This window comes from Rhodoferax sp. U11-2br (assembly GCF_018619435.1).
In the GTDB taxonomy this organism is placed as follows: domain Bacteria; phylum Pseudomonadota; class Gammaproteobacteria; order Burkholderiales; family Burkholderiaceae_C; genus Rhodoferax.
Window position 1 is genome coordinate 67,869 of sequence record NZ_JAHFZF010000005.1, and the last position, 24,775, is coordinate 92,643.

Annotated in this window: 21 protein-coding genes and 1 riboswitch; of the genes, 14 read left to right on the plus strand and 7 right to left on the minus strand. The window is 61.3% G+C overall.

The window, feature by feature from the left end; all coding sequences use genetic code 11:
- Positions 1 to 13: 13 nt before the first annotated feature.
- Positions 14 to 206: riboswitch (cobalamin riboswitch) on the plus strand.
- A gap of 46 nt (positions 207 to 252) precedes the next feature.
- The 3 genes from cobT to KKO72_RS04910 all read left to right on the plus strand — a co-directional run bounded on the left by cobT (position 253) and on the right by KKO72_RS04910 (position 3,195).
- Positions 253 to 1,341, plus strand: coding sequence for a nicotinate-nucleotide--dimethylbenzimidazole phosphoribosyltransferase (gene cobT / locus KKO72_RS04900; protein WP_251140454.1), 1,089 nt, complete (start codon positions 253 to 255; stop codon positions 1,339 to 1,341).
- Between the two features lie 436 nt (positions 1,342 to 1,777).
- Positions 1,778 to 2,620, plus strand: coding sequence for an adenosylcobinamide-GDP ribazoletransferase (locus KKO72_RS04905; RefSeq protein WP_214936008.1), 843 nt, complete (start codon positions 1,778 to 1,780; stop codon positions 2,618 to 2,620).
- Positions 2,617 to 3,195, plus strand: coding sequence for a histidine phosphatase family protein (locus KKO72_RS04910; RefSeq protein WP_214936010.1), 579 nt, complete (start codon positions 2,617 to 2,619; stop codon positions 3,193 to 3,195). The genes KKO72_RS04905 and KKO72_RS04910 overlap by 4 nt, the downstream gene beginning before the upstream one ends.
- A 15-nt stretch (positions 3,196 to 3,210) precedes the next feature.
- Here the strand turns inward: KKO72_RS04910 and KKO72_RS04915 are convergent, their stop codons facing one another.
- Genes KKO72_RS04915 through KKO72_RS04925 form a run of 3 tightly spaced genes read right to left on the minus strand, consistent with a single transcriptional unit; the run spans position 3,211 to position 5,493 of the window.
- Positions 3,211 to 4,044: an HDOD domain-containing protein gene (locus KKO72_RS04915; protein WP_214936012.1), complete on the minus strand. Its 834-nt coding sequence runs from the start codon at positions 4,042 to 4,044 to the stop codon at positions 3,211 to 3,213.
- Between the two features lie 5 nt (positions 4,045 to 4,049).
- Positions 4,050 to 4,688: an endonuclease III gene (gene nth / locus KKO72_RS04920; RefSeq protein WP_214936014.1), complete on the minus strand. Its 639-nt coding sequence runs from the start codon at positions 4,686 to 4,688 to the stop codon at positions 4,050 to 4,052.
- A 4-nt stretch (positions 4,689 to 4,692) separates the two neighbouring features.
- Positions 4,693 to 5,493, minus strand: a complete 801-nt coding sequence (locus KKO72_RS04925) for an HDOD domain-containing protein (protein ID WP_214936016.1) — start codon at positions 5,491 to 5,493, stop codon at positions 4,693 to 4,695.
- Between the two features lie 133 nt (positions 5,494 to 5,626).
- On the opposite strand from KKO72_RS04925, the gene KKO72_RS04930 reads away from it, so the two are divergent.
- A complete protein-coding gene (locus tag KKO72_RS04930) occupies positions 5,627 to 6,820 on the plus strand; it encodes a PLP-dependent aminotransferase family protein (RefSeq protein ID WP_214936018.1) in 1,194 nt (397 codons plus the stop codon).
- A gap of 33 nt (positions 6,821 to 6,853) precedes the next feature.
- On the opposite strand, the gene KKO72_RS04935 is transcribed toward KKO72_RS04930, so the two are convergent.
- Positions 6,854 to 7,717, minus strand: a complete 864-nt coding sequence (locus KKO72_RS04935) for an amidohydrolase family protein (RefSeq protein ID WP_180127933.1) — start codon at positions 7,715 to 7,717, stop codon at positions 6,854 to 6,856.
- Between the two features lie 114 nt (positions 7,718 to 7,831).
- Between KKO72_RS04935 and KKO72_RS04940 the strand changes: the two genes are divergently transcribed.
- The 10 genes from KKO72_RS04940 to KKO72_RS04985 all read left to right on the plus strand — a co-directional run bounded on the left by KKO72_RS04940 (position 7,832) and on the right by KKO72_RS04985 (position 19,808).
- Positions 7,832 to 8,614, plus strand: a complete 783-nt coding sequence (locus KKO72_RS04940) for a crotonase/enoyl-CoA hydratase family protein (RefSeq protein WP_214936021.1) — start codon at positions 7,832 to 7,834, stop codon at positions 8,612 to 8,614.
- Between the two features lie 55 nt (positions 8,615 to 8,669).
- Positions 8,670 to 10,571 carry a feruloyl-CoA synthase gene (locus tag KKO72_RS04945; protein ID WP_214936023.1) on the plus strand — a complete coding sequence of 634 codons (1,902 nt, stop codon included), beginning with the start codon at positions 8,670 to 8,672 and terminating at the stop codon, positions 10,569 to 10,571.
- Between the two features lie 80 nt (positions 10,572 to 10,651).
- Positions 10,652 to 11,437, plus strand: coding sequence for an SDR family NAD(P)-dependent oxidoreductase (locus tag KKO72_RS04950; RefSeq protein WP_214936025.1), 786 nt, complete (start codon positions 10,652 to 10,654; stop codon positions 11,435 to 11,437).
- Positions 11,438 to 11,506: 69 nt separating this feature from the next.
- Positions 11,507 to 12,640: an ABC transporter substrate-binding protein gene (locus KKO72_RS04955; protein WP_214936027.1), complete on the plus strand. Its 1,134-nt coding sequence runs from the start codon at positions 11,507 to 11,509 to the stop codon at positions 12,638 to 12,640.
- A gap of 82 nt (positions 12,641 to 12,722) precedes the next feature.
- The gene (locus KKO72_RS04960; RefSeq protein WP_214936029.1) at positions 12,723 to 13,760 is read left to right on the plus strand and encodes a branched-chain amino acid ABC transporter permease; all 1,038 of its coding nucleotides are present in this window, start codon (positions 12,723 to 12,725) and stop codon (positions 13,758 to 13,760) included.
- Position 13,761: 1 nt separating this feature from the next.
- Positions 13,762 to 15,558 (plus strand): ATP-binding cassette domain-containing protein, encoded by a 1,797-nt coding sequence (locus KKO72_RS04965; protein WP_214936031.1) that lies wholly within the window; start codon positions 13,762 to 13,764, stop codon positions 15,556 to 15,558.
- 21 nt (positions 15,559 to 15,579) lie between these two features.
- The gene (locus KKO72_RS04970) at positions 15,580 to 16,326 is read left to right on the plus strand and encodes an ABC transporter ATP-binding protein (RefSeq protein ID WP_214936033.1); all 747 of its coding nucleotides are present in this window, start codon (positions 15,580 to 15,582) and stop codon (positions 16,324 to 16,326) included.
- A 140-nt stretch (positions 16,327 to 16,466) separates the two neighbouring features.
- A complete protein-coding gene (locus KKO72_RS04975) occupies positions 16,467 to 17,585 on the plus strand; it encodes a porin (protein WP_214936035.1) in 1,119 nt (372 codons plus the stop codon).
- Positions 17,586 to 17,602: 17 nt separating this feature from the next.
- Positions 17,603 to 19,312, plus strand: a complete 1,710-nt coding sequence (locus KKO72_RS04980; RefSeq protein ID WP_214936037.1) for an acyl-CoA dehydrogenase family protein — start codon at positions 17,603 to 17,605, stop codon at positions 19,310 to 19,312.
- 40 nt (positions 19,313 to 19,352) lie between these two features.
- Positions 19,353 to 19,808, plus strand: a complete 456-nt coding sequence (locus KKO72_RS04985) for a MarR family winged helix-turn-helix transcriptional regulator (protein WP_214936234.1) — start codon at positions 19,353 to 19,355, stop codon at positions 19,806 to 19,808.
- A gap of 61 nt (positions 19,809 to 19,869) precedes the next feature.
- Here KKO72_RS04985 and KKO72_RS04990 read toward each other — a convergent pair whose 3' ends face one another.
- From KKO72_RS04990 to KKO72_RS05000, 3 genes are all read right to left on the minus strand, one after another.
- Positions 19,870 to 21,495, minus strand: coding sequence for a diguanylate cyclase domain-containing protein (locus KKO72_RS04990; protein ID WP_214936039.1), 1,626 nt, complete (start codon positions 21,493 to 21,495; stop codon positions 19,870 to 19,872).
- 154 nt (positions 21,496 to 21,649) lie between these two features.
- The gene (locus KKO72_RS04995) at positions 21,650 to 23,443 is read right to left on the minus strand and encodes an N-acetylglutaminylglutamine amidotransferase (RefSeq protein WP_214936041.1); all 1,794 of its coding nucleotides are present in this window, start codon (positions 23,441 to 23,443) and stop codon (positions 21,650 to 21,652) included.
- Positions 23,443 to 24,753, minus strand: coding sequence for a hypothetical protein (locus KKO72_RS05000; RefSeq protein WP_214936043.1), 1,311 nt, complete (start codon positions 24,751 to 24,753; stop codon positions 23,443 to 23,445). Before KKO72_RS05000 ends, KKO72_RS04995 begins: the two co-directional genes overlap by 1 nt.
- Between the last annotated feature and the right edge of the window lie 22 nt (positions 24,754 to 24,775).

Genomic DNA, 24,775 nt, shown 5'->3' on the forward strand with positions numbered 1-24,775 from the left:
CCTGCGCGGGCTGCTATGATTCTGCGCTTCAGGTGCCCGCAGGCTATTGGCCTGCAGGAGAATCGGGAAGACGGTGTAAATCCGTCGCGTGCCCAACGCTGTAAGGCTGATGCCCTTCACAAATAACCACTGGCTGCCAGGCCGGGAAGGTGTGACGGGGCAGATGACGCCAAGCCAGAAGACCGGCCTGATGTTGTTATGGGTGCTGCAAGGCCGGGCAGCGCCTCCACCATTCACGCACAGGGGACTGCTTTGAATACCACTCTTCCCGTCCTGACGGACATCTCTTCGCCTGCTCTGACCACGGCACTGCAGGCCAAAATCAACAACAAAACCAAGCCACTCGGCTCTTTGGGCCGGATTGAAGATCTGGCGCTCAAGCTCGGCCAGATCTTGGGCACGGACAACCCGGTGCTGGACCAAGCCCAGATGGTGGTGTTTGCCGCCGACCACGGTCTGGTGGCACGGGGTGTGTCGGCCTTCCCCAAAGAGGTGAGCTGGCAGATGGTCGAGAACTTCCTGGCCGGTGGCGCAGCGGTGAGTGTGTTCTCCAAACAGAACGGCATCGCCCTGAACGTGGTCGACTGCGGTGTGGACCACGACTTTCTGGCCGGTTTGCCATCGGACGCACAACGCCCGGGCTTGATGGTGCGTAAGGTGACGGGTGCCGAAGGTGGCACTGCGGATGCTTCGGTGCAGCCCGCCATGACCATCGCTCAGTGCCAGCAGGCCTTACAAAACGGCATGGACATCGTCAAGAGCCTGCCCGGCAACGCCGTGCTGCTAGGTGAAATGGGCATTGGCAACACCTCGGCCGCATCGCTGTTGCTGGCCCGCCTGACCGGGCTGGACATCGATGTCTGCACTGGCGCTGGCACCGGCCTGGACGCCCCGGCGGTGCAACGCAAGGCGGCGGTGCTGCGTGAGGTGTTGACCCGCCATGCGGGTGTGACCGAACCGCTGGAAGTATTGGCCGCTATCGGCGGGCTGGAGATTGCCACCATGGTGGGTGCGGTGATGCAGGCCGCGCACGAGCGCCGGGTGGTGGTGGTGGACGGCTTTATTGCTACCAGTTCGATCCTGGTGGCCCATGCCCTGCAGCCGCTGGTGTTGCAGCGTTGTGTGTTTGCCCACCGCTCTGGTGAGCGCGGCCATGAGTTCATGTTGCAGCATCTGGGTGTACAAGCCTTGCTGGATCTGGGTCTGCGTCTGGGTGAAGGCTCAGGCGGTGCGTTGGCCTGGCCGTTGCTGCAGTCGGCCTGCACCATGTTGCGCGAGATGGCGAGTTTTGCGTCGGCTGGTGTGGCCGAGCAGGAGAACAAAGACAGCGTCAAGGTGTAATCACGCGTGTTGCGCTGCCAGCTGACCATGAGCCATGGGCTGTTTCTTTGGTAACTGGCCTTTGACAGCGCAACGTCAACCACAAAACCAGGCGGGGATGGGCTCAAGGTTTGGGCCGATTTTAAAAAGCGAAGCGTCATGAGGCCCGGGCCTTGAGCCTGTCCCCGCCTGCGCGTGCTGAGGGTTTTGTCTTTTTGAAAGCAGGCATACCAAAGACCGGTCTGTGGCCTAAACCGCGCCGCGGGCAGGGCGGACGCCGAGGCCTCATGACGCTTCGCTTTTTAAAATCGGCCTCGACATCCGCCCTACCCACGACCCTTGGCATGGGTGGACATGATGCTCATCGATGCTCAAACCTAAACCACGGTCAGTGTCACAGCCTGCGCTTTTGCCACTGCCGCACAATTCTTCACTTCAGGTCACCTTGGACTTTGCCATGACCCAATTCATTCGCCACTACCTGCTGAGCCTGCAGTTCTTTACCCGTATACCAATCACCGGGCGTTTGTCGGACTGGGTGGGTTACAGCCCGGCCATGCTGCGGGCCAGTGCCGGGCATTTTCCCGGTGTGGGGGTGCTGGTGGGCGGGCTGGTGGCCGCAGCGACCGCCGGGTTGCTGATGGCCTTGCCCGCCACCGGCTCGGCACCGCTGGTGGCGGCGGCGCTGGGCACGGTGCTCTCGGTGTTCATCACCGGCGCCTTCCATGAGGACGGCCTGGCCGATGTGGCCGACGGCCTGGGTGGCAGCCTTGACCGGCAACGCGCGCTGGACATCATGAAAGACTCGCGCGTGGGCGCTTTTGGGGCCATCACCGTGGTGCTGGCGTTGCTCTCCAAGGTGACGCTGCTGGGCCTGCTGGGCGACGTCAGTGGCCCGCTGATGGTGGTGGCGCTGTTTGTGGCACATGTGGTGTCGCGCACCTGGCCGCTGCTGACCATCCGGCTGCTCCCACATGTGGGCAATACCGCCACCTCCAAGTCCAAGCCGCTGGCCGATCAGATCAGCCCGGGTGCGCTGGTGATTGGGCTTTTATGGTGTTTTATGGCCTTGGCCCTTACTACATATGGGCAAATAGCTACTGACTTCATAGCGATTGACCTGGAGACAGACAGCCTGCTGCTGGCTTTTGCCAACGGGCTGCTGGCCTCCCTGGTGGCTTGGGGGCTGATGACACGCTGGTTCTGGCGTCGCCTGCAAGGTTTCACCGGCGACTGTCTGGGTGCCACCCAGCAGGTGTGTGAACTGGCGTTTTACCTCGGGCTGGCGGTGAGTTTGTGAACTTGCTATTGCTGCGCCACGCCCAGCCGTTGGTGGCGCCCGGGGTGTGTTACGGCGCGCTGGATGTGCCAGCGGATCTGGCCGCCACCCAGCAGGCGGCGCAGACCCTGGCGTCGGGTTTGCCGCCGGGTGCTCAGTTATGGGTTTCGCCGCTACAAAGATGCGAGCTACTAGCCCAGACGATCAAAGGGCTCAGGCCGGATGTGACATGTATCACGGATGCCCGGTTGGCCGAGATCAATTTTGGTTGTTATGAAGGCCAGCCCTGGGCCGACATTCCGGTGGCAGCCTATGAGGCCTGGACAGCTGACTTCTGGCAACACCGTTTTGGTGGCATGGAGAGTCTGGCCGATGTCATGGCGCGTGTGAGCAGCGCCTGGCAAGAGGTTTTGCTGGCAAATCAAGCGCCGGTCTGGGTCACCCATGCGGGCGTGATCCGGGTGGCCAGCTTGCTGGCGCAAGGGGTGCAGCGTGTAAACCGGGCACAGGACTGGCCGAAGGTCGCGCCGGGTTTTGGCCAGAGTGTGGTGTTGTCCCTGTCGCCGTCGGACAGTCTTGCCCCTGGCGCGCCCTGAAGTCGATCAGCTCAACTACAAAAACATCGACACATCCGCCACCGCGCCGGCATCGGGCTGGGTGGCCAACAGAGTGATGCTGTCCAGTGCCAGGGTCTGCAGCAGCAGGCTGGGCAGTTCTGCCGCACTCTGGCAAGTCACCGAGTCGTTGTCGGCCAGCCGCGCCGCCAGATGCAGCACGGCGGCCAACCGCGACAACTCAGGCGCTGCGAGCGGCTGCGCACAGTGGCGCAGGCCGCGCACCAGGGCCTGCGGCAGATCCCAGTGTTGTGCCAGTTCGGCGGTCACTTCACCTTCGTCAAAACCGACCAGACGACGCTGGAGCTGCCAGCGTTCGGCGCTGGTCATGCCAGGGGTGTCCAGTCCCTGCAGCAGATCCGGGCGGGCCTGCACCACACTCAGATCTCCCAGGCGCAGCAGCATGCCGCACAGCCAGGCCTCCTGGTCGTCCACCTCACACAGCTCGGCCAGCCACTGCGCGTAGCCGGCGCAACGCAGGCTGTAACGCCAGAAGGCCAGGCGGTCCAGGCCCGGCGGAAACGGGCTGGTTTGCGCCATACACAGTGACAGCGCGCGGGCCCGCACCTTGGCCAAACCCACCACCTTGACGGCACGCTCCAGGGTATCGACCTGGCCCGACAGGCCAAACAGTGCGCTGTTGGCCATGCGCAGCAGGTTGGCGGTCAGGGTGGGGTCTTTTTTGATGATGCGGCAGATCACAAAGGTGTCGGCCTGCTCGTTGTTCAGGGTCTGGATCAGTGCCTGGCCCACCTCGGGCATCACCGGCCAAACCACCGATTTGGTCAAGCTGTTGAGGTCGGCAAAGGGTGTGCGGTCAGACGCAGTCATGGTGTTTATCCGCTTTGGGTTTTGGGGCTGAAGTCGCAGCAGGGCGCCACCGCACACTGCCAGCAGCGCGGTTTACGCGCCTGGCAGACATAACGCCCGTGCAGGATCAGCCAGTGGTGGGCATCGACCAGGAAAGCCTGGGGAATGCGTTTGAGCAACGCTTGTTCCACCGCCAGCGGTGTTTTGCCCGGCGCCAGGCCGGTGCGGTTGCTGACACGAAAGATGTGCGTGTCCACGGCCATGGTGGGTTCACCAAAGGCCACGTTGAGCACCACATTGGCGGTTTTGCGGCCCACGCCGGGCAGGGCTTCAAGTGCCTCACGCGTGCGCGGCACTTGGCCGCCGTGCTGGTCAATCAGCATTTGGCAGGTTTGCAGCAGGTGTTTGGCCTTGCTGTGGTACAGGCCGATGGTCTTGATGTAGCCCTCCAGCCCCTCCAAGCCTAGGTCAAGCATCTTCTTCGGTGTGTTGGCCACCAAAAACAGGCTACGCGTGGCTTTGTTGACACTGACATCGGTGGCCTGGGCCGACAACAGCACGGCGGCCAGCAGCTCAAACACGCTGGCAAATTCCAGCTCGGTCTGAGGCTGCGGGTTGGCGGCGGCCAGGGTGGCAAAAAAGGTCTGAATTTGAGCGGGCTTCATGGGCTTAATGCAACTGCAAAAAGGTATCGGGCGCGGGGAAGGTGGCTTTCATCCAGCGCACCTCCAGGCCCAGGGTGTTGATCACGTCATTCGGCAGCGCATCTACTGCCAGTTCGTCAGCATCCGGCGTGTCAGCCAGCAGCCCGGCCAGGTTCACGACTGCGCCTAGGCGCGAATAAGCCTGTTCCACCAGCGGGTCGTAGGCGCGTTCCAAGGCTTGGACGATTTGCATCGGAAAGTTCCAGCGGCGCGCCAGCTCGGCGGTGATTTGTCCTTCGGAGAAACCAATCAAACGCTTTTCGCGTTCCCAGCGGGCACCGGGCGGATGGGGTAGGCGTTCGATCTCGGCCAGCGCCTGCGGGTTGGCCTGGCCAATCAGCAACTCGCCCAGGCGCAGCATCATGCCGGTCAACCAAGCCTGCTGGCCATCCATCTCCAGTGGGGCTGTCAGCCATTGCGCGTAGGCGGCGCAAGCCATGCTGTGACGCCAGAAGGCAGGAAGATCCAGCCCTGGTAGTGGCTCGAAAGCATCGCTCATGCAGGCGCTCAGGGCCAGCGTGCGCACTTGTGCTAGCCCCACCATCTGTATCGCCTCGTCGATGGAATACACACCACGCTGCAGACCGAACTGGGCGCTGTTGGCCAGCCGCAGCAGGCGTGCGCTCAAGGCCGGGTCGCGGCTGATGAGGTCGTGCACCTCGTGCAGACTGGTGTTGTCGTCATTAAGCGTCTGAATCAGTCCATGTGCCACTTCGGGCATCGAGGGCAGCCTGACCGCGGCAAAAAAAGCATCAAGACTGTGCATCGGTGTTCCTGTGAGCGGTGGCTTGCATATCGGTCACAATTTACCCCAATTACGGGTTGCCAAGTGGCGCAAGCTGCGGCGGCCACGGCCACAGAATCACTTATTGACATCTATTTCCTGAAAGTTTTGCGCTATGCAATTTGCCGACCGCCTCCAGAACGTTGAAACCTCCGCCATCCGTGAACTCTTCAAGCTGCTGGGCAAACCCGGCATCATCAGTTTTGCCGGTGGTTTCCCCGACCCGGCTTTGTTTGACGCTGAAGGCATTGCCCAGGCCAGCGCCGCGGTGTTGGCCAACCACCCCGGCCCGGTGCTGCAATATGGCGCGACCGAAGGCTACGGCCCGCTGCGCGAGGGCATTGCTGGTTTTATGGCGGGCAAGGGCGCCACGGTGGCGCCTGAGGGGCTGGTTGTCACCACCGGCAGCCAGCAGGCACTCGACCTGCTTGGCAAATGCATGATTTCCCCGGGCGACAAGGTGATTGTGGAGGCGCCTACCTTTTTGGCCACCATCCAGTGCTTCCGTCTCTATGGCGCCCAGGTGATTGGTGCACCGATTGATGCCAACGGTGTGGATGTCGACAAACTCGAAGCCCTGATCGAAGAACACCAGCCGAAACTGGTTTACCTGATCCCGACCTTTGGCAACCCGAGCGGCGCCACCCTGAGCCTGGAACGGCGCAAACGCATTCTGGAGATTGCAGTGCGCACCCAGACGCTGGTGGTGGAAGACGACCCCTACGGCGAGCTGTACTTTGATGCGGCGCCACCACCAAGTCTGCTGGCGCTCAGCAACCAGGTGCCCGGCAGCCGCGATTGGCTCGCGCATTGCGGCAGTTTCAGCAAGATTTTGAGCCCTGGCCTGCGTGTGGGCTGGCTGATTGCACCGCCCGAGCTGCTGGCCAGGGCGGTGATGTGCAAACAGTTCAGCGACGCCCACACCAGCAACCTGACCCAGGCCATTTGCGCCCAGTACCTGACGATGGATCGCCTGAATGACACGCTGGCCGTGGTGCGTAAAACCTATGCCGAGCGCGCCCGCGTCATGGCGCAGTGTTTGAAGCGTGACCTGGGGGATGCGATTGACTTCAACGCGCCTCAGGGTGGCATGTTCTTCTGGGCGCGCCTGACAGGTGCCCACGGCAAATCAGCCAACGCCGCCGACTTTGCCAAACGCGCCATCGAGCAGCTGGTGGCTTTTGTGCCCGGCGCGCCGTTTTACGCGCATGACCCCGATGTGGCCACGCTGCGCCTCTCGTTTGCTACCGCAGATGTGGCCAAGATCGAGGAAGGCATTGGCCGCCTGAAGCTGGCGCTGGGTCAGTAAACCAACCCCAGCGTCTGGTCCTGGTGAATACGCTCAGGCCAGGCCCAGCAAACGCACCGCGTTGTCTTTCAAAATCCCGGGCATCACTTCGGGTTTGAAGCCTGCGTCTTCAAAGTCTTTCATCCAACGCTCAGGTGTGATCAGTGGGTAGTCGCTGCCAAACAGGATGCGATCTTTGAGCAGGGTGTTGGCGTATTGCACCAGCTGCTTCGGAAAATACTTGGGGCTCCAGCCCGAGAGGTCAATCCAGACATTGGGCTTGTGCGTGGCCACACTCAGCGCCTCGTCTTGCCACGGAAAACTCGGGTGCGCCATGACGATTTGCATGTCGGGGAAATCCACCGCCACATCGTCCAGGTGCATCGGGTTGCTGTAGGCCAGGCGCAGGCCACCGCCGCAGCGCATGCCGCTGCCAATGCCACTGTGGCCGGTGTGGAAGATGGCGGGCATCTTGTGTTCGGCAATCACCTCGTAGATCGGCCAGGCCATCTTGTCGTAGGGGTGGTAACCCTGCACCGTCGGGTGGAACTTGAAGCCCTTGATGCCGTACTCCTCAATCAGCTTGCGCGCTTCGCGTGCGCCCATCTTGCCCTTGTGTGGGTCGATGCTGGCAAAGGCCATCATCATGTCCGAGTTGGCTTTGGCAGCCTCGGCTACTTCTTCGTTGGGCACCCGCCTGCGGCCCATCTGCGACTCGGCGTCCACGGTGAACATCACCAGGCCAATTTTTCGCTCCCGATAGTAGGCAATCGTCTCCGCAATGGTGGGCCGACGGCTGTTGCGAAAGTACTTGTCGGCGGCGCGGTCGTATTCCTCTCCATAGTTGTCAAACGGGTTCCAGCAACTCACCTCGGCATGGGTGTGGATGTCGATGGCAACCAGGTTTTTGTAGTCCATGAAAGTCTCCTGAAATGTTGTCTAACTAGGGGAAACACTTAGAAAAATGGCCGAAAAGGCACTTGATTGTAATTATATTTAATAACCATAATCCAGCCATCGAAAGTCCTGACCATGACCAAAAAAGACATCCAACTTGAACTGTACGGCGACACTTCCGAGGTCGCCGTGATCCGCCTGACACGGCCTAAAAAACGCAACGCGATCAACGACGGCCTGATTCTGGCGATTCGCGATCTGTTCGAGAAGCTGCCCAAGAGTGTGCGCGCTGCCGTCATCGATGGCGAAGGTGAACACTTCTGCGCGGGCCTGGATTTGAGTGAATTGCAGGAACGTGATGCGGCCCAGGGCGTGTTCCATTCCCGCATGTGGCATGCCGCGCTGGAGCATGTGCAGTATGGCCCGGTGCCGGTGGTGGCCGCTTTGCACGGTGCGGTGGTGGGCGGTGGTCTGGAGCTGGCCAGTGCCTGCCATATCCGTGTGGCCGACGAGACCACGTTTTATGCGCTGCCCGAAGGTTCACGCGGCATTTTTGTCGGCGGTGGTGGTGCGGTGCGTATTCCGCGCTTGATTGGCACGGCGCGTATGACCGACATGATGTTGACGGGGCGTGTCTACAACGCACAGGACGGCGAGCGTATCGGCCTGGCGCAGTATCTGGTGCCCACCGGCACCGCCTTTGACAAAGCGCTGGAGTTGGCGCTGCGCATTGCCAGCAACGCCCCCATGACCAACTACGCGTTGACCCATGTGTTGCCGCGGATTGCCGATCAGCCCGCTGACCAGGGCTTCATGACCGAAGCCATGATGGCTGCCATTGCCCAGAGCGCCCCCGAGGCCAAAGACCGGGTGCGAGCCTTTCTGGAAGGGCGGGCCGCCAAAGTGCAGAAGGCCTGAGCCCGCAGCCGCTGACCTCAAAAAACAAAAAAACGAGACCCGAGCGAGACCCCACATGACCCCAGCAAAATACCGTCCCCTGACGTTTGGAGTGACCCGTGTTGTCTTGCGTGACGGCGTGCCGGGTGTGCGTTATCTGCGTGCCGAACAGCCGCTGCAAGGCTACCCTGCACGCATGACGGACCGCCTCCAACACTGGGCGCAGGTGGCACCAGACCGCACGTTCCTGGCGCGCCGTACCAGGCTGGCGGATGGCCAAACCGGTGACTGGCAGCATGTGACCTATTCACAGGCCTGGACGGCGGCACGCAGCATTGCCCAGGCGCTGATCAACCGCCATCTGAGTGACAAACACCCGGTGCTGATCCTGTCGGGCAACGACCTGGAACATGCCTTGTTGTCGCTGGGTTGTCTGGTGGCGGGTGTTCCTTTTGTGCCTACCTCGCCAGCCTACTCACTCATTGGCTCGGACTTTGGCAAGCTGCACCACGTGCTGCGCACGGTGACCCCGGGCTTGGTGTTTGCCGCCGATGCCATGCAGTTTGGCAAAGCGATCTTGGCTGAAGTGGATCCCAATCGGGAGGTGGTCTTGACCCGTGGCCAGATCGAGGGGCGCAGCAGCACCACCTTTGCCGAGTTGCTGGCCACACCGGTGACCGACCAGGTGGATGCCGCCATGTCAGCCACCGGGCCCGACACCATCGCCAAGTTTCTGTTTACCAGCGGCTCCACCAAACTGCCCAAGGCGGTGATCAACACCCACCGCATGTGGTGCGCCAACCAGCAGCAGATGGCGCAGTCCATGCCGGTGTTGGCCCAAGATCCCTTGGTGCTGGTGGACTGGCTGCCCTGGAACCACACCTTTGGTGGCAACCACAATTTCGGTATGGTGCTCTACCACGGCGGCACGCTCTATATTGACGACGGCAAACCCACGCCCGCGCTGATGGCGGAAACTCTGCGCAACCTGCGTGAGATTTCACCCACGGTGTATTTCAATGTGCCCACCGGTTTTGAGGCGATTGCCAACGCCATGAAGACCGATGCCCAGTTGCGCAAAACCCTGCTGTCGCGCGTCCAGATGTTTTTCTACGCTGGGGCCTCGCTGGCACAACCGATCTGGGATGCATTGTTTGAGGCGCAAGAACGGGAAATTGGTGAGCGCATTGTCATGACCACCGGCTTGGGCATGACCGAGTCCGGCCCGTTTGCCATTTTTGTCACCAACCCCCACATCAAGGCGGGGGACCTGGGAGTGCCAGCCCCCGGGGTGGAACTCAAACTGGTGGATGTGGGTGACAAAACCGAGGTGCGTTACCGCGGGCCCAACATCTCGCCGGGCTACTGGCGTGCACCGTTCGAGACCGCCGAGCACTTTGACGAAGAAGGCTACTTCTGCTCGGGCGATGCGGTCAAGTGGATTGACGAGACCGATGTGCACCAGGGGCTGAAGTTTGATGGCCGCATTGCCGAAGACTTCAAGCTCGCCACCGGCACTTTTGTCAGTGTCGGGCCGCTGCGGGCCAAGATCATCGCGGCCGGTGCGCCCTACATCCAGGACGTGGTGCTCACCGGCATCAACCTCAAAGAGGTGGGTGCCATGGTGTTTCCAACCCAGAAAGTGCGGGAACTCAGTGGTCTGGCAAACAACGCACCGATGGCCGAGGTGTTGGGCAGCGCACCGGTGCTGGCACATTTCCAGCGCGTGGTGGATGACCTGGCCAAAAGCGCTACCGGCAGTTCCAGCCACATCGCCCGTTTGTGCCTGCTGGCCGAGCCACCCACCATTGAGAGCAGCGAGGTCACCGACAAAGGCTCGATCAACCAGCGGGCAGTCCTGACCCACCGCGCCCAGACTGTGGCGCAATTGCATGACGACAGCCTGCCCACCATCCTGAAACCTCAGCCAGTCCAAAGCAAGCACAGGAACCAGCAACAAGTGTTGACCAGCAATTAGCAATGAAAAATGCCTCTAGCCCTTATCAATCAAGCGCTTATAGCTATGAAAAATAAAGCATTTCAACCAAGGAAACCCGCATGAAGATTGAAGGACAGGCTGCACTCGTCACGGGCGGCGGCTCCGGCCTCGGGGAAGCCACCGCACATGAGCTGGCCCGCCTGGGCGCCCGGGTGGCTGTGCTTGATGTGAATCTGGCCGCTGCCCAACAGGTCGCCACCACCATCAATACCCGTTACGGCGACGGACGCGCCATCGCCTGCCAGTGCGACATCACCCACACCGAGAGCCTGCAGGCGGCGCTGGACCAGGCCACAGCGGCGCAGGGTCCGGCCCGGATCCTGATGAGCATTGCCGGCATCGGCACCGCCAAACGCATCATTGCCAAAGACGGCACAGCCGCGCCACTGGAAGACTTTGTGCGGGTGGTTAACGTCAACCTGGTGGGCAGCTACAACGTGGCGCGCCTGTTTGCCGCGGCCTGTGCCAAGCTGGCGCCGCAAGAAGACGGTGAGCGCGGTGTGATGGTGCTGACCGCCTCCGTGGCCGCTTTTGACGGCCAAGTTGGCCAGGAGGCCTATAGCGCGTCCAAGAGTGGTGTGGTCGGCATGACGCTGCCGCTGGCGCGTGACCTGGCCCAGCACGGCATCCGGGTCTGCACCATTGCCCCGGGTCTGTTTGCCACGCCGCTCATGGCCACCTTGCCTGAAGCGGTGCAACAGTCGCTGGCCGCCAGCATTCCTTTTCCGGCGCGTTTGGGTAAACCGCTGGAGTTTGCCCAGCTGGCCACCCACATCGTGACCAATGGCCATCTCAATGGCGAAGTGATCCGCCTGGATGGCGCACTGCGCCTGGCACCCCGTTAACCCCCGTCAGCACAATAAAAACAGCCTTTCCTTCCTCAGCTTGACAACAGACCCTTTGGAGACAAACCCATGAAACTGATCAAAACCCTCATCACCACCGCGACCGCCACCCTGCTCAGCAGCGCCGCCCTGGCCGACATCACCATTGGTGTTAGCCTGCCTTTGACCGGTCCGGCCTCCGGCCTGGGCATTCCGCTTGGCAACCAGCTCAAGCTGTGGCCCAGCAGCATCGCGGGTGAAAAAGTCAAACTCATTGTTCTGGACGATGCTTCCGACCCCACCAACGGTGTCAAAAACGCCAAACGTTTTGTGACCGAGGACAAGGCCGACCTCATCATGGGCTCTGCCGCCACACCGGTGGCGATACCGATGGCGGCCGTGGCGGCTGAGGCCGACACGGTGCAGCTGGCGTTTTCACCCGCTGTGTTGCCGCCTGGCAAAGACGGCTGGACCTTTCGGCTGCCGCAGTCCAACAACGTCATGGCCCATGCCTTGGTCAGCCTGATGAAAAAACAAGGGGTCAAAACCGTGGGCTTTCTGGGTTACACCGATGCCTACGGTGAGAGCTGGCTCAAGGATTTCACGGCCGAGGCTGACAAAAACGGCATCAAGGTGGTGGCCACCGAGCGTTTTGCCCGATCCGATGCCAGTGTAATGGCGCAGGCCTTGAAATTGACCGCCGCCAACCCGGATGCGATGTTGATCGTGGCCTCGGGCAGTGGTGCCGCCATGCCCCAGATGGCGGTGGTGGACCGGGGCTACAAGGGCAAGATTTACCAGACCCATGCGGCCGCTTCGCGCGACCTGATGCGTGTCGGTGGCAAAGCGGTGGAAGGCGCCTATGTGGTGTCTGGTCCGGCGGTGATTGCCGAACAGCTGCCCGACAGCCACCCCTCCAAAAAACCGGCCGTCGACTTTGTCCAGCAGTATGAAAAAGCCTATGGCCCGGGCTCACGCAACCAGTTTGCCGCCCATGGTTTTGATGCGCAGATGGTGCTGGAAAAAGCCATTCCGGTGGCCCTCAAAAAAGCCAAACCTGGCACCAAAGAGTTTCGCACTGCCTTGCGCGACGCCCTGGAGACGATGGGGCGCACGGTGATCTCCCAAGGCGTGTTGAATTGGACCAAAGATGACCACTGGGGTTACACCAACGAGACCGGTGTGATGCTCAAGGTGGTCAACGGTGACTGGAAGGTTGAATAAGCCGTTGCCCTCCAGCTCGCAGGGCTGGAGGCTTTTCCAGCCGGGTGGTGCCGGGCTCTCTTTTCATTTTTTCTAGGTCGTCATGGACTTTTCAATAGCCAGCATTTTGATGCTCGATGGTTTCACCAACGGCGCGGTGTATGCCTTGCTGGGTTTGGCCACAGTGCTTGTGTTTTCGGTGACGCGAGTCATCTTCATTCCCCAGGGTGAGTTTGTCGCCTATGGCGCACTCACCCTGGCGATCTTTCAAACCGGCAAAGTGCCGGGCACGGTCTGGCTGCTGCTGATCATGGCGGCGTTGGCCGCGCTGCTCGATGCCCGCCTGAGCTGGCAGCACAGTGGGGATTTCAAACGTGCCGCCAAAGCGGCGCTGGTCACGCTGGCCGCGCCGGTCGTGGTGTCTGGTCTGGCGATCTGGGCGGCACCGTTGCAGTTGCCCTTGCTGGTGCAGGCCTTGCTGACGGTGGCGATCGTCACCGCCTTTGGCCCGCTGGTCTACCGGCTGGCCTACCAGTCGCTGGCCGATGCCAGCGCGCTGGTGTTGCTGATTGTGTCGGTGGGTGTGCACTTTGCCTTGACGGGTCTGGGCCTGCTGTTTTTTGGCGCCGAAGGTTTTCGCAACCCCTCGTTCTGGGACACCCGCCTGAACCTCGGGCCGTTGGTCATCAGTGGGCAGGCGATCATCATCATGCTGACCTCACTGGCCCTGATCGTGTTGCTGTACCAGTTCTTCAGCCGCACGTTGTACGGCAAGGCGTTGCAGGCCACGGCGGTGAACCGCCTGGGCGCCCGGCTGATGGGCATCTCCACCCATGGTGCGGGTCAAGCCAGCTTGGCCATGGCGGCGCTGATTGGTGCGTTGTCAGGCCTGTTGATTGGCCCGACCACCACGGTGTTTTACGACTCCGGTTTTCTGATCGGCCTCAAAGGTTTTGTGGCGGCGGTGATGGGTGGCCTGCACAGCTACCCGCTGGCGGCGCTGGGTGCGCTGTTTGTGGGCTTGGCCGAGTCGTTTGGTTCGTTCTGGGCCAGCGCCTTCAAGGAGGTGATTGTGTTCACCCTGGTGTTGCCCATTCTGCTCTGGCGCTCGGTCGCTGACGGCCACTCAGAGGAGCATTGAGATGCAGCTCACCACACAACTTCAGCACTTGGCGCACAACGCCAACCTTCAGCGTGTGCTGGTCGTAGTTGGCATGCTGCTGTACGCCGTGTCACCAGTGCCCGAGTTCTGGATCACCCAGCTCAACTACATCGCGCTTTACAGCCTGGTGGTTCTGGGCCTAGTGTTGCTCACCGGCATTGGTGGGCTCACCTCGTTTGGCCAGGCCGCGTTTGTCGGCATCGGGGCTTACACCAGCGCCTATCTGACCGTCAACATGGGTTGGTCGCCCTGGCTCACGCTATGGGCCGGTTTACTCATCACTGGCATCAGCGCGTTGCTGGTGGGCTGGGTCACGTTGCGTATGTCGGGCCACTACCTGCCTTTAGCAACAATAGCCTGGGGCTTGTCGCTGTATTACCTGATGGGTAACCTGGATGCCTTGGGCAAGTACGACGGCATTTTGGGCCTGCCCGCGATCACCTTGTGGGGTTGGGACATCAGCCAGGGGCGCAGCTTTTTTGTGTTGGCCTGGGGTTTGGTGCTGTTTGGGGCGTTTGCGTTGCTGAACCTGATGGACTCCCGCACCGGGCGCGCCATCAAAGCGATGCGTGCCAGCACTTTGATGGCCGAGGCCATGGGGGTCCATACCCTGCGCCACAAGGTTGGTATCTTTTTGATAGCGGCGCTGTTTGCCAGTCTGTCGGGCTGGTTGTTTGCCCACTTTCAGCGTTCGGTCAACCCATCTCCCTTTGGCCTGAAGATGGGCATTGAGTACCTGTTCATGACGGTGCTCGGTGGCGCCGGTTATGTTTGGGGTGCCATCAGTGGTGCGGTGATGACCAAGCTGCTGGAAGACGAGTTGCAGGTTCTTTTACCCAAACTGCTGGGCACCAGCGGCAGCTACGAGGTGATTGTGTTTGGCATCGTGCTGGTGCTGGTGTTGAAGTACCTGCCCGATGGGGTTTGGTCGCTGGTTGGTCGCTTTTTGCCCAAGCCGGCTCGGGTGCAAGACTGGCACAACGCGGCCCCGCTGCCTGAGCGCAGCAAACCCGCACCAGGCGATCTGGTGCTTGAAGTCAAGGACATCCGCAAACAGTTTGGTGGCCTGGTGGCGGTGAAAGACATTGGTTTTTCCATCCAGGCGGGCCAGATCGTCGGGCTGATTGGCCCCAATGGCGCAGGCAAGTCCACCACCTTCAACCTGATCACCGGTGTGCTGGGCCTGAGCGCGGGTGAGGTCAAGTTCCGCGGGCAGACCATCAGTGGCCTGTCCTCGCGCGAGATTGCGGCGCGCGGCATGAGCCGCACTTTTCAACACGTCAAGATGATTCCCGAGATGACGGTGTTGGAGAACGTGGCACTGGGCGCACAACTGCGCGGCCACAAAAACGCCTTGTCGTCGATGCTGCGCCTGGATCGGGCCGAGGAGCAAAGCCTGCTGCGCGAAGCGGCACGCCAACTCGAGCGTATTGGCATGGGCCACTCTCTGCATGAACAGGCCGGCAACCTGGCCATGGGCCCGCAGCGTTTGCTGGAAATTGCCCGCGCCCTGTGCAGTGACCCGGCCTTGCTGCTGCTTGACGAGCCCGCTGCAGGTTTGCGCCACAAGGAAAAGCAGGCGCTGGTCAATGTGCTGCGGCAATTGCGCAGCGAGGGCATGAGCATTTTGCTGGTGGAGCACGACATGGACCTGGTGATGGATGTGACCGACCACATCGTGGTGATGGAGTTTGGCACCAAGCTGATGGAGGGCACCCCCGAAGAGGTGCAGCAAAGCCCCAAGGTGCGCGCCGCCTACCTCGGCATGGAACATTGAACCCAGCTTGAAAGCCACACCATGAACCCACCTGTTTTAACTGTTACAGGCCTGCGCGCCGGTTATGGCCGCGCCGAGGTGTTGCACGGCATCAACCTGCAAGCGCCCCAGGGCAGTGTGATCACCGTGATTGGCCCCAACGGTGCGGGCAAGTCCACGTTTTTGAATGCCTTGATGGGCGTCTTGCCTGCCCAAGGTTCTCTGGTTTTTAACGGCCAGCCTATCCATGGGCTGTCGCTGGAAGAGCGCGTGATGCTGGGTATGGCCCTGGTGCCAGAGAAACGCGAGTTGTTTGGCAGCATGTCGGTCGAGGACAACCTGGTGCTCGGTGCGTTTCGCCAGGTGCGCCTCAACAACCCCAAGTGGCGGGACCAGATGGAGGTGGTGTACCAGCTGTTTCCACGCTTGAAAGAACGCTGCCAACAGGCCGCTGGCACCTTGTCGGGGGGGGAACGTCAAATGTTGGCGGTGGGCCGGGCCCTGATGTCGCGCCCAAGCCTGTTGATGCTCGATGAGCCCAGCCTGGGCTTGGCCCCGCTGGTGGTCAAAGAGATTTTTCGCACCATTGATACCTTGCGCCAGACCGGGGTCACCACGCTGCTGGTAGAGCAAAACGCCCGAGCCGCCCTGGAGACGGCGGACTTTGCCTATGTGCTCGAGATGGGCGAGATTGCCCTGAGCGGCCCCGCCAAAGACCTGGCCACCGATTCACGCGTGATCGACACCTACCTGGGTGCGGCGCGCAAAAAATACACAGCGGCTGCTTAGCCCCACACCGATTTCAGCAGAGGCAAAAACAACACATGCAACGAATGACACGGGTCGGCTGAAAGACCCTGTTGCTCACCACAACAAACATTCAGAGACTGTGTTTGGCCAATCCCACCACTATGAATTAGGAGACACGCATGAAGAAGATTGCAAGTTTGCTCAGCCTCACCGGACTGGTTGTTGCGGGTGCCGTTCAGGCACAAAGCGTCACCATCTACGGCATGATGGATGTCGGTATCGAATCGGTCAGCAAGGTCAACGGGGTGGGCACCTTGAACCGCATGCCGTCCAACACCGGCATGCTGCCCTCACGCTTGGGTTTTCGTGGCAAAGAGGATCTGGGTGGTGGTCTGAGCGCCATCTTCACGATGGAGATGGGTTTGGCCCCGGACACCGGCGCATCGGGCCAAGGCGGGCGCCTGTTCGGGCGCCAGTCGACGGTGGGGTTCAGTGGTGACTGGGGTGCGGTGACACTGGGGCGCCAATGGACCATGCTGTTCTGGACGCTGCTGGACTCGGACATTGTGGGGCCATCCGTTTATGGGCTGGGTTCGCTGGACAACTACATCCCCAACTCCCGCATCGACAACTCCATCGCCTACAAAGGCAAATTCGGCGATGTGACCCTGGGCGCCACCTACAGCTTGGGGCGTGACACAGTCAATGCCGGTCCGTCACCGGCGGGTACCAACTGCGCTGGCGAAAGCGCCACCGATGCGCAGGCCTGCCGGGAGTGGTCAGCCATGGTCAAGTACGACACCGCCAGCTGGGGTGCGGCGGTGGGCTACGACACGCTCAAGGGTCGCACACCTGCCAGCGTCAGCGATACCCTGTTGCCCGCTGGCCTGACCAGCAGTGGCAAATCAGACGCCCGCTTGTTGCTCAATGGTTATGTGAAGTTCTCCGACCTGAAGCTCGCCGGTGGTGTGATCCGTCGCACCAATGACGGCACGACCATCCGGCCCAAGAGTGACCTCTGGTACGTGGGGGCCTCTTACCCACTGACACCAGCCCTGACCCTGGATGGCACCTATGCCAAGCTCAGCTACAGAGACGTCAGCAACTATGACTCCTCACTGATTGCGGTACGAACCCTCTACAAGCTGTCCAAACGCACCACCTTGTACGCACAGTTGGGCAAGGTCGACAACGAGAGTCTGGTCAATGTGTCCGTCAGTGGGGGTGCTGCGGGTAGCAACCCGGCCCTGGGTGGCTCCCAGACCGGTGTGATGCTCGGTGTCAACCACACGTTTTAAGCCAGGATCACCAGAACATGCACTACCAGCCACCTCTGTCCGATATCCATTTTGTTTTGGATGAGGTGCTGCAAGCGCCTGCGCAATTACAGGCACTGGCTGCTTTCTCCGAGGTGGATGCCGATCTGATGCACCAGGTGATGGAGGAGGCCGGCAAGTTCGTGGCCGAGGTGGTGGCACCCTTGAGCCGCAGTGGCGATGAACACGGTTGCCGCTTTGAAGCCGGGCGAGTCAGCACACCCGCTGGTTTCAAGGAGGCTTATACGGCCTTCTGGCAAGCTGGCTGGCCGGCCCTGGCCTGTGCGCCAGAGGATGGCGGTCAGGGTTTGCCCACCGTGCTGCAAGCCGTGTTGTACGAGATGCTGAGCGCCGCCAACCACGGTTGGACCATGGCGCCCGGCCTGTTACACGGGGCCTACGAGTGCATCAAACACCACGCCAGTGAGAAACTCAAAGCGCTGTACCTGGGGAAAGTCGCCAGTGGCGAATGGCTGGCCACCATGTGCCTGACCGAACCTCAGGCGGGCAGTGACCTGGGGCTGGTGAGCACCCGGGCCGTGCCCCAGCCTGATGGCAGCTACCAGTTGCGTGGCACCAAGATTTTTATCTCAGGGGGTGAACACGATCTGAGCGAGAACATCGTCCATCTGGTGCTGGCACGTCTGCCTGATGCACCACCCGGCCCGAAGGGTTTGTCGCTGTTTCTGGTGCCGAAATTTTTGCCAGACGGCATGCGCAGTGCTGTCCACTGCGAGCGGATTGAAGAAAAAATGGGCCTACACGGCAGCGCCACCTGTGTTTTGCGCTTTGAGGCTGCCACCGGCTGGATTGTGGGTGTGCCAGGGCGCGGTCTGAACGCCATGTTTGTCATGATGAACGCGGCCCGCCTGCATGTGGCGCTGCAAGGCATCGGTTTGCTGGATGCCGCCTGGCAGAAAGCGGCAGCCTACGCCCAGGAGCGCCGCCAGATGCGAGCACCGGGTCGTCGCACATCCGCAGCACAAGCGGATCTGATCATGGAACACCCGGCCATGCGGCGCATTTTGGACACCCAGCGCGCCTGGATAGACGGTGGCCGCGTGCTGGCCTACACCACCGCGCTGGAGTTGGACATGGTCAAACACCACCCCGATGCACAGCGCCGCGCCGCAGCCGAACGCTGGTGCAGCTTGGTGACCCCGGTGCTCAAGGCGGCCTGGACCGAGCAGGCCTTCAAGGGCAGCAGCGAATGCCTGCAGGTGTTTGGCGGCCATGGTTATGTGCGTGAGTGGGGCATTGAGCAAATCGTGCGTGATTCGCGTGTCAGCATGATCTACGAGGGCACCAACGAGATTCAGGCGATTGATCTGCTGGTGCGCAAGGTGCTGGCCGATGGCGGGGCCGGCTTGACGGCTTTGCTGGCGTCATTGGTTGATCTTGAAAATGAGAGCGATCAAACCTTGTATTCATTGAGCTGGCAGGTCAAAACACTGACAGCGCTGACGCAGCAGCTGGTGGCGGCCAGTGCGGCAGACCCGGCATTGGCCTACTGGGTGGCTGATGACTACCTGCGCGCGCTGGCCTTGACACTGCTGCAGTGGGCCTGGTTGCGTATCCGGCAGGCACGGCCAGGCGACGCTGATGCGGCCGATGCCACGCGCTGGCTGAACCCCGCAGCGGCGCTGCAGCACTGGATCCTGCCCGAATTTGCCATGCGGCTGAGCATCATCAAGGCCCGGCTGGCCTAGTTGGTTATGCTCAAAGGTTTTGAGTTGCTGCAGTCTGATGATGGACGACGAAGACCCGATTCCTTTTGTTGACAAGGTCAACACCCGCTACCTGGAAACCCTGGTGGGCTACAACGCGCGCCGGGCCGCACTGGTCATCATTGCTGAATTCATGGAACGCATGGCGGTGTATGAGTTGCGCACGGTGGACTTCTCGGTGCTGTCGCTGATCACCCACAACCCGGGCATCACCTCCAAACAGCTGTGCAACACCCTGGGCATTCAGGCCCCCAACCTGGTCAGCATGGTCAATGCCCTGGAACAACGCGATCTGATCAAACGCCTGCCGCACCCCAACGATGGCCGCGCCATGGGGCTGCATCTGACCGAGCTGGGTGAACAAACCGTGCGTCGCGCTGAAAAAACAGCGGCCGAACTGGAGCGCGATGTCACCGCCAAACTCAGCCCACAAGAACGCAAAACCTTGTTGGCGCTACTCAAGAAAATCTACAAGTAGGCTAGGCGCGGCTGGCTCAGTCCACCGGTTTTCTACGGAAAATATGTCTCTAGCCCTTTTCTTAACTAGGCTTGTAGCTATTGAAAAAGTAGTGGTCGACAAGCTCGGTGGCCGAGTGTTCCGAGAAGCAGATGCGGTTGCGCCCCTCGTTCTTGGCCTGGTACATGGCGGCATCGGCCCATTTGGTGAGGTCCTGGGCGCTGGCGCGGCTGCTGGCGCTGCTGAACACCATCACCCCAATGCTGGCCGTGCAGCGGTGCTCCACCCGCAGCGCCGGGTTGCTGGTGTCCTGCAGTGGCAACGAGTAGGGCTTGGCCATGGCGGTCTTGATTTTGAGCGCCACGGTTTCGGCGAACTGGCGTGATTTCTGCCAGTCGGTGTCGAGCTCGGTCAGCAGCACCACAAACTCGTCACCGCCAAAACGGGCCACCGTGTCCATCTCGCGCACGCAGGCTTTGAGGCGCAGGGCCGCTTCCTTGAGCAGCAAGTCACCCACGCCGTGGCCATAGGTGTCGTTGAGGGGTTTGAAGTTGTCCAAGTCCAGGAACATCAGCGCACCAAAACCACCACTGCGCCGGTTGGCGTTGATCGCCTGGCTGAGCCGGTCGTCGAGCAGGCGCCGGTTGGGCAACTGCGTGAGGGTGTCGTAAAAGGCCAGCTGGCGGATTTCGTGCTCCAGCAGTTTGCGCTGGGTGATGTCGCGGATTGAGACATGCACCGCCGGTTCACCATCAAACTCGATGGCCGTGCCGCGCACCTCGACATCAATCGGTGAGCCGTCCAGTTTGATACAACGTGCCTCGGCTGGGCTGGAGGGGGCTTCATCACCGCCCAGGCGCAACATGCGCGTGCGCTGGCTGTCCAGGTCAACCGGGTGGATCAGATCGGTGGTGTGTTTGCGCAGCAGACTGTACAAATCGGGCGCACCAAACAGCTTGAGCGCCGCCGGGTTGGCATACATGATCTGGGTATGCCGGTGCACCAGAACCGCATCTGGCGTCCATTCGATCAAGGTGCGGTAACGCGCCTCGCTGTTTTTCAGCGCAATGCGCATGTGTTTCTGTTCGGTGATGTCCTGCACAATGCCCAGCGCACTGACCGCCTGGCCACCCGGCTCGTACTCAAGTTCACCTTTGTGGCGCACCCAGTGTTGCTGACCGTTGACCAGGATGCGGTGTTCCCCATCAAACGTCCCTTGTTTGAGGGCGTCTTTCCAGGCGCTTTTGACGTCGGCGCGGTCCTCTTCGTGCACCAGGCCGAGGTAATCCTCAAAACGGATGTGGCTGCCCGCAGGCAGGCCCAGAATCTTGCAGCCCTGGGGCGAGGGTGTGATGTCGTCTGCCGGAATGTCGCTGGTCCAGCTGCCCATGTTGGCGACGTTCTGGGCGCGCTCCAGCAGATCGGTGTTTTGTTCCAGCAGGGCGGCGTAGTCGGCGAGCTCTTCACCCATGGCATTGAGCTGGGCAATCTGGCGACGGTTGGCCCGGCTGATGAACACCAGCAGACCGGTGGTCAGGCCCATCACCAGCAACGTCACCGGCGCCAGAAAGTCCAGTCTGGCACTGGCTGTGCGGGCTTGCAGCAGCATCAGCACCAAGCCCAAACCTGCCACCAGCGCCGCCATGGCGTACACCAGCAAGGCCCAGCCTGCTTCGCGGTCAGCGGGAGTGCCGATCGGCTTGCTCATGGCAGAAAATCTTCAAAATTCGGCAAGATGTCACGTTTTTGCCCTAATTATTAAATCCGGTGGCGCTCGCGGCTTGTTCCTTTTTGAGCTAGGAAAAAACTTGACCTGGGTCGGATTCTAAGTGGCAACATTCCTTGCCGGGCGGCTTTTTGCGTCAGCTCACCAGCGGGTCCACATGCACTTGCAGCCACCATTCCAACAGCGCCAGATGCCATAACTTGCTGCCGTTGATGCGTGTGAAAGCATCGGGGCCTTCGGGCTCGGCCAGCAGTTTCTCGACATAGTCACGCTGGTACAGGCCGCGTTTGAGGCAGGCCTCAGACAGCAAAATTTCGCGCATCTTGTCCAGAAACGCACCACGCACATAACGCAGCGCGGGCACCGGAAAGTAGCCTTTGGGCCGGTCGATCACGCTGTCAGGGATCAGCCCGCGTGCAATCGCCTTGAGCGGGTATTTGCCACCTTCTTTGAGTTTGAGTGCGGGCGGCATGCTGGCGGCCAGTTCCACCAGCTCGTGGTCCAGAAACGGTGTGCGCACCTCCAGGCCCCAGGCCATCGGCATGTTGTCCACACGTTTGACCGGGTCGTCCACCAGCAGGGTGGTGGCATCAAAGCGCCAGACCTCGTCCAGAAACGCATCGGCGTCGGGTTTGGTCAGCTCAGCCGCCACCAGCTCGGAGGTCACATCCCCCACCTGGAAGGCGGGTGTGATCATCTGCAGGTACTCCGCGTGGTCGCGGTCAAAATAATGCTGGCTGAAGCGCTCCAACGGTGTGCCCTGTGCTGCATCCATCTGCGGGTACCAGAAGTAGCCGCCAAACACCTCGTCAGCACCCTGGCCCGACATCACCACCTTGACGTCTTTCGAGACCTTTTCACTGAGCAGGTAAAACGCGATCACATCGTAGCTGGCCATTGGTTCGGTCATCTGTTCTACCGCCTCTGGCAGGCGGGTGAGCACCTCGCTGTTGGGAATGCTGTACTGCTTGTGCCGGGTCTTGAAGTGAGCTGCCACCTGGTCCGAGAACTCAAACTCGTCGGCCTTCTCAGTCCCGTTGCCCATGTCCTCAAAACCAATCGAGAAGGTGCGCAAGTCCTCGACATGGTCGGCCACCAGGCCCACCAGCAGGCTGGAATCGAGCCCGCCCGACAGCAGCACGCCCACCGGCACGTCAGCGGCCAGTAGGCGCCTATCCACACTCTTGGCCAATGCATCGCGGGTGGCGGCCAGCCATTGGTCCTCGGACACCTCTTGCTTTGGGCGGGTGGCGTCCAGCGTCCAGTAAACCTGCTGGCTCTGGCTGCCGTCCGGGTTGATCAACATCGTGGTGGCCGGGGGCAGTTTGCGCACCCCCTTGAGCACGGTGCGCGGTGCGGGCACCACGGTGTGCAGGGTGAAGTGGTGGTGTAAGGCCACCGTGTCCAGTGTGGTGTCGACTCCACCACCGGCCAGAAGCGCGGGCAGGCTGGAGGCAAAACGCAGGCGCTCACCATCCTGTGCCAGGTACAGCGGCTTGATGCCAAAACGGTCACGCGCCAAAAACAGCTCGCCCTTGCGTTGGTCCCACAGGCCAAAGGCAAACATGCCCTTGAAACGTGTCACGCACTGGTCACCCCAGGCGTGGTAACTCTTGAGGATGACCTCGCTGTCACCTTCGCTGAAGAACTGGTAGCCCAGGGCCTGCAGCTCGGTGCGTAGTTCGCGGTAGTTGTAGATGGTGCCGTTGAACACCAGCGCCAGCTCCAGTGCGCTGTCCACCATCGGCTGGTTGGCGTGGCTGGACAGGTCGATGATCGACAGGCGGCGGTGGCCAAAGGCCAGTGGGCCATTGCTGTAAGTGCCCGCGTTGTCCGGACCACGGCGTGCCAGCTGGTCCGACATACGACCGATGGCGGTCATGTCGGGCGCGCGGCCATCAAAACGCAGTTCACCACAAATACCGCACATCAGTTGCTCTCCGAATCGGGCACCACAATGACCGGGGCGAAGCCGCCGCCGGGGGTGCGAAAGTTGGTGGTTTGCCCGCTGTACATGCGGGCGGCCAGCAGTTGAACCTGGCCGGCATAGGCATAAGCGCGGATGTCAAATTTGAGGTCGGTGGGTTCACCGTCAACCTCGATTTGCCGCTCTGACGGTGGCACCAGCGCCTGCGCCACAAAGTCGCCCGCCAGAATCTCGGCCCAGACGCGGCGTGTGAGTTTGTCACCCCGGTAAGCGGCCTTGGCGCCGTAACCCGCCACGGGTTTAAAAAACAGTTGGCGCCGCTGCGCCCAGAGTTCGTCGGCACGCTCGGGCGTCAACAGCCGGGTGCTGGGCACGCTGGTGGCCAGCAGCTTGCGGTCGGCCGCGTTGACGCCCCAGGCGGCCAGCAGGCTGTCTTGGCTCAAGGCAATCAGGTTGCGTTTGTTGGCCAGCAGGGCATGGGTGTTGGGGTGGGGTGTCAGCACCACCGCACCGGCTTCATAGGCCAAGCGCAGCGCCTGGTGGGCCGGGTCTTCGAGGTAGAAGTCGGTCAGGCGGTTGTAGACCAGATCTACCACCGTGCCCTGGTACAGCAGCTGGCCACCTTGCCACAACAGTTCACTCGGGTCGGCCACCATAGCCTGCAGCCCCTGCTGGGCAAACAGTTGGCGAAATAACTCGAATTCGGGTGCGAGGTACTGCGCTTGCGGTGCGCTGTCGACAATCAGCACGGTGCGCCAGGGCAACGCGCCGCGCTGCAAGCGCCACTCGGTGGCAAACATCTCGAACAGCTCGGCCTTGAGGTTGGCATCCCCGGCGCAGGTGACAAAGGCCGGGTCCAGCTCGGTGCAGCAGGCCTCTTGCGCGCGCGCCAGCGCGGCGCTGAGCAGCAGGCCACCAGCGTTGGTGTTGACCTCGATCAGCTGTGGCCCGCGTTGGCTCAGGTGAAAGTCATACCCCATACACACACTCTGCGGGCCCCAGACATGCTGGGCAATCGGGTTGGCACGGGTCAGCGCCTGGGCCTGGTAGCCTGGCAGCTTGGCTACACGTTCAATAGCAGCCACCACTGACGATATCTGGGCTTGCACCTGTTGTGAGACAAAGACCACGCTGCTGGAGAACAAATGCGGCCGGGTCTGCTGGATTTGTGCGGTGATTCCGCGCAGGCTGGGGTCGGCTTCCAGCTGAACCCGCAGGCGCTGGGTGTTGAGCGTGCGGCAGAAGCAGTCGCGGTTCAGCGCTTCGGCGCTGCTCGCGCTCAGGGTGGGATCAGGGGGGAGGGTGGTGGTCATGTCAACGCAAACTGCGGGGTGT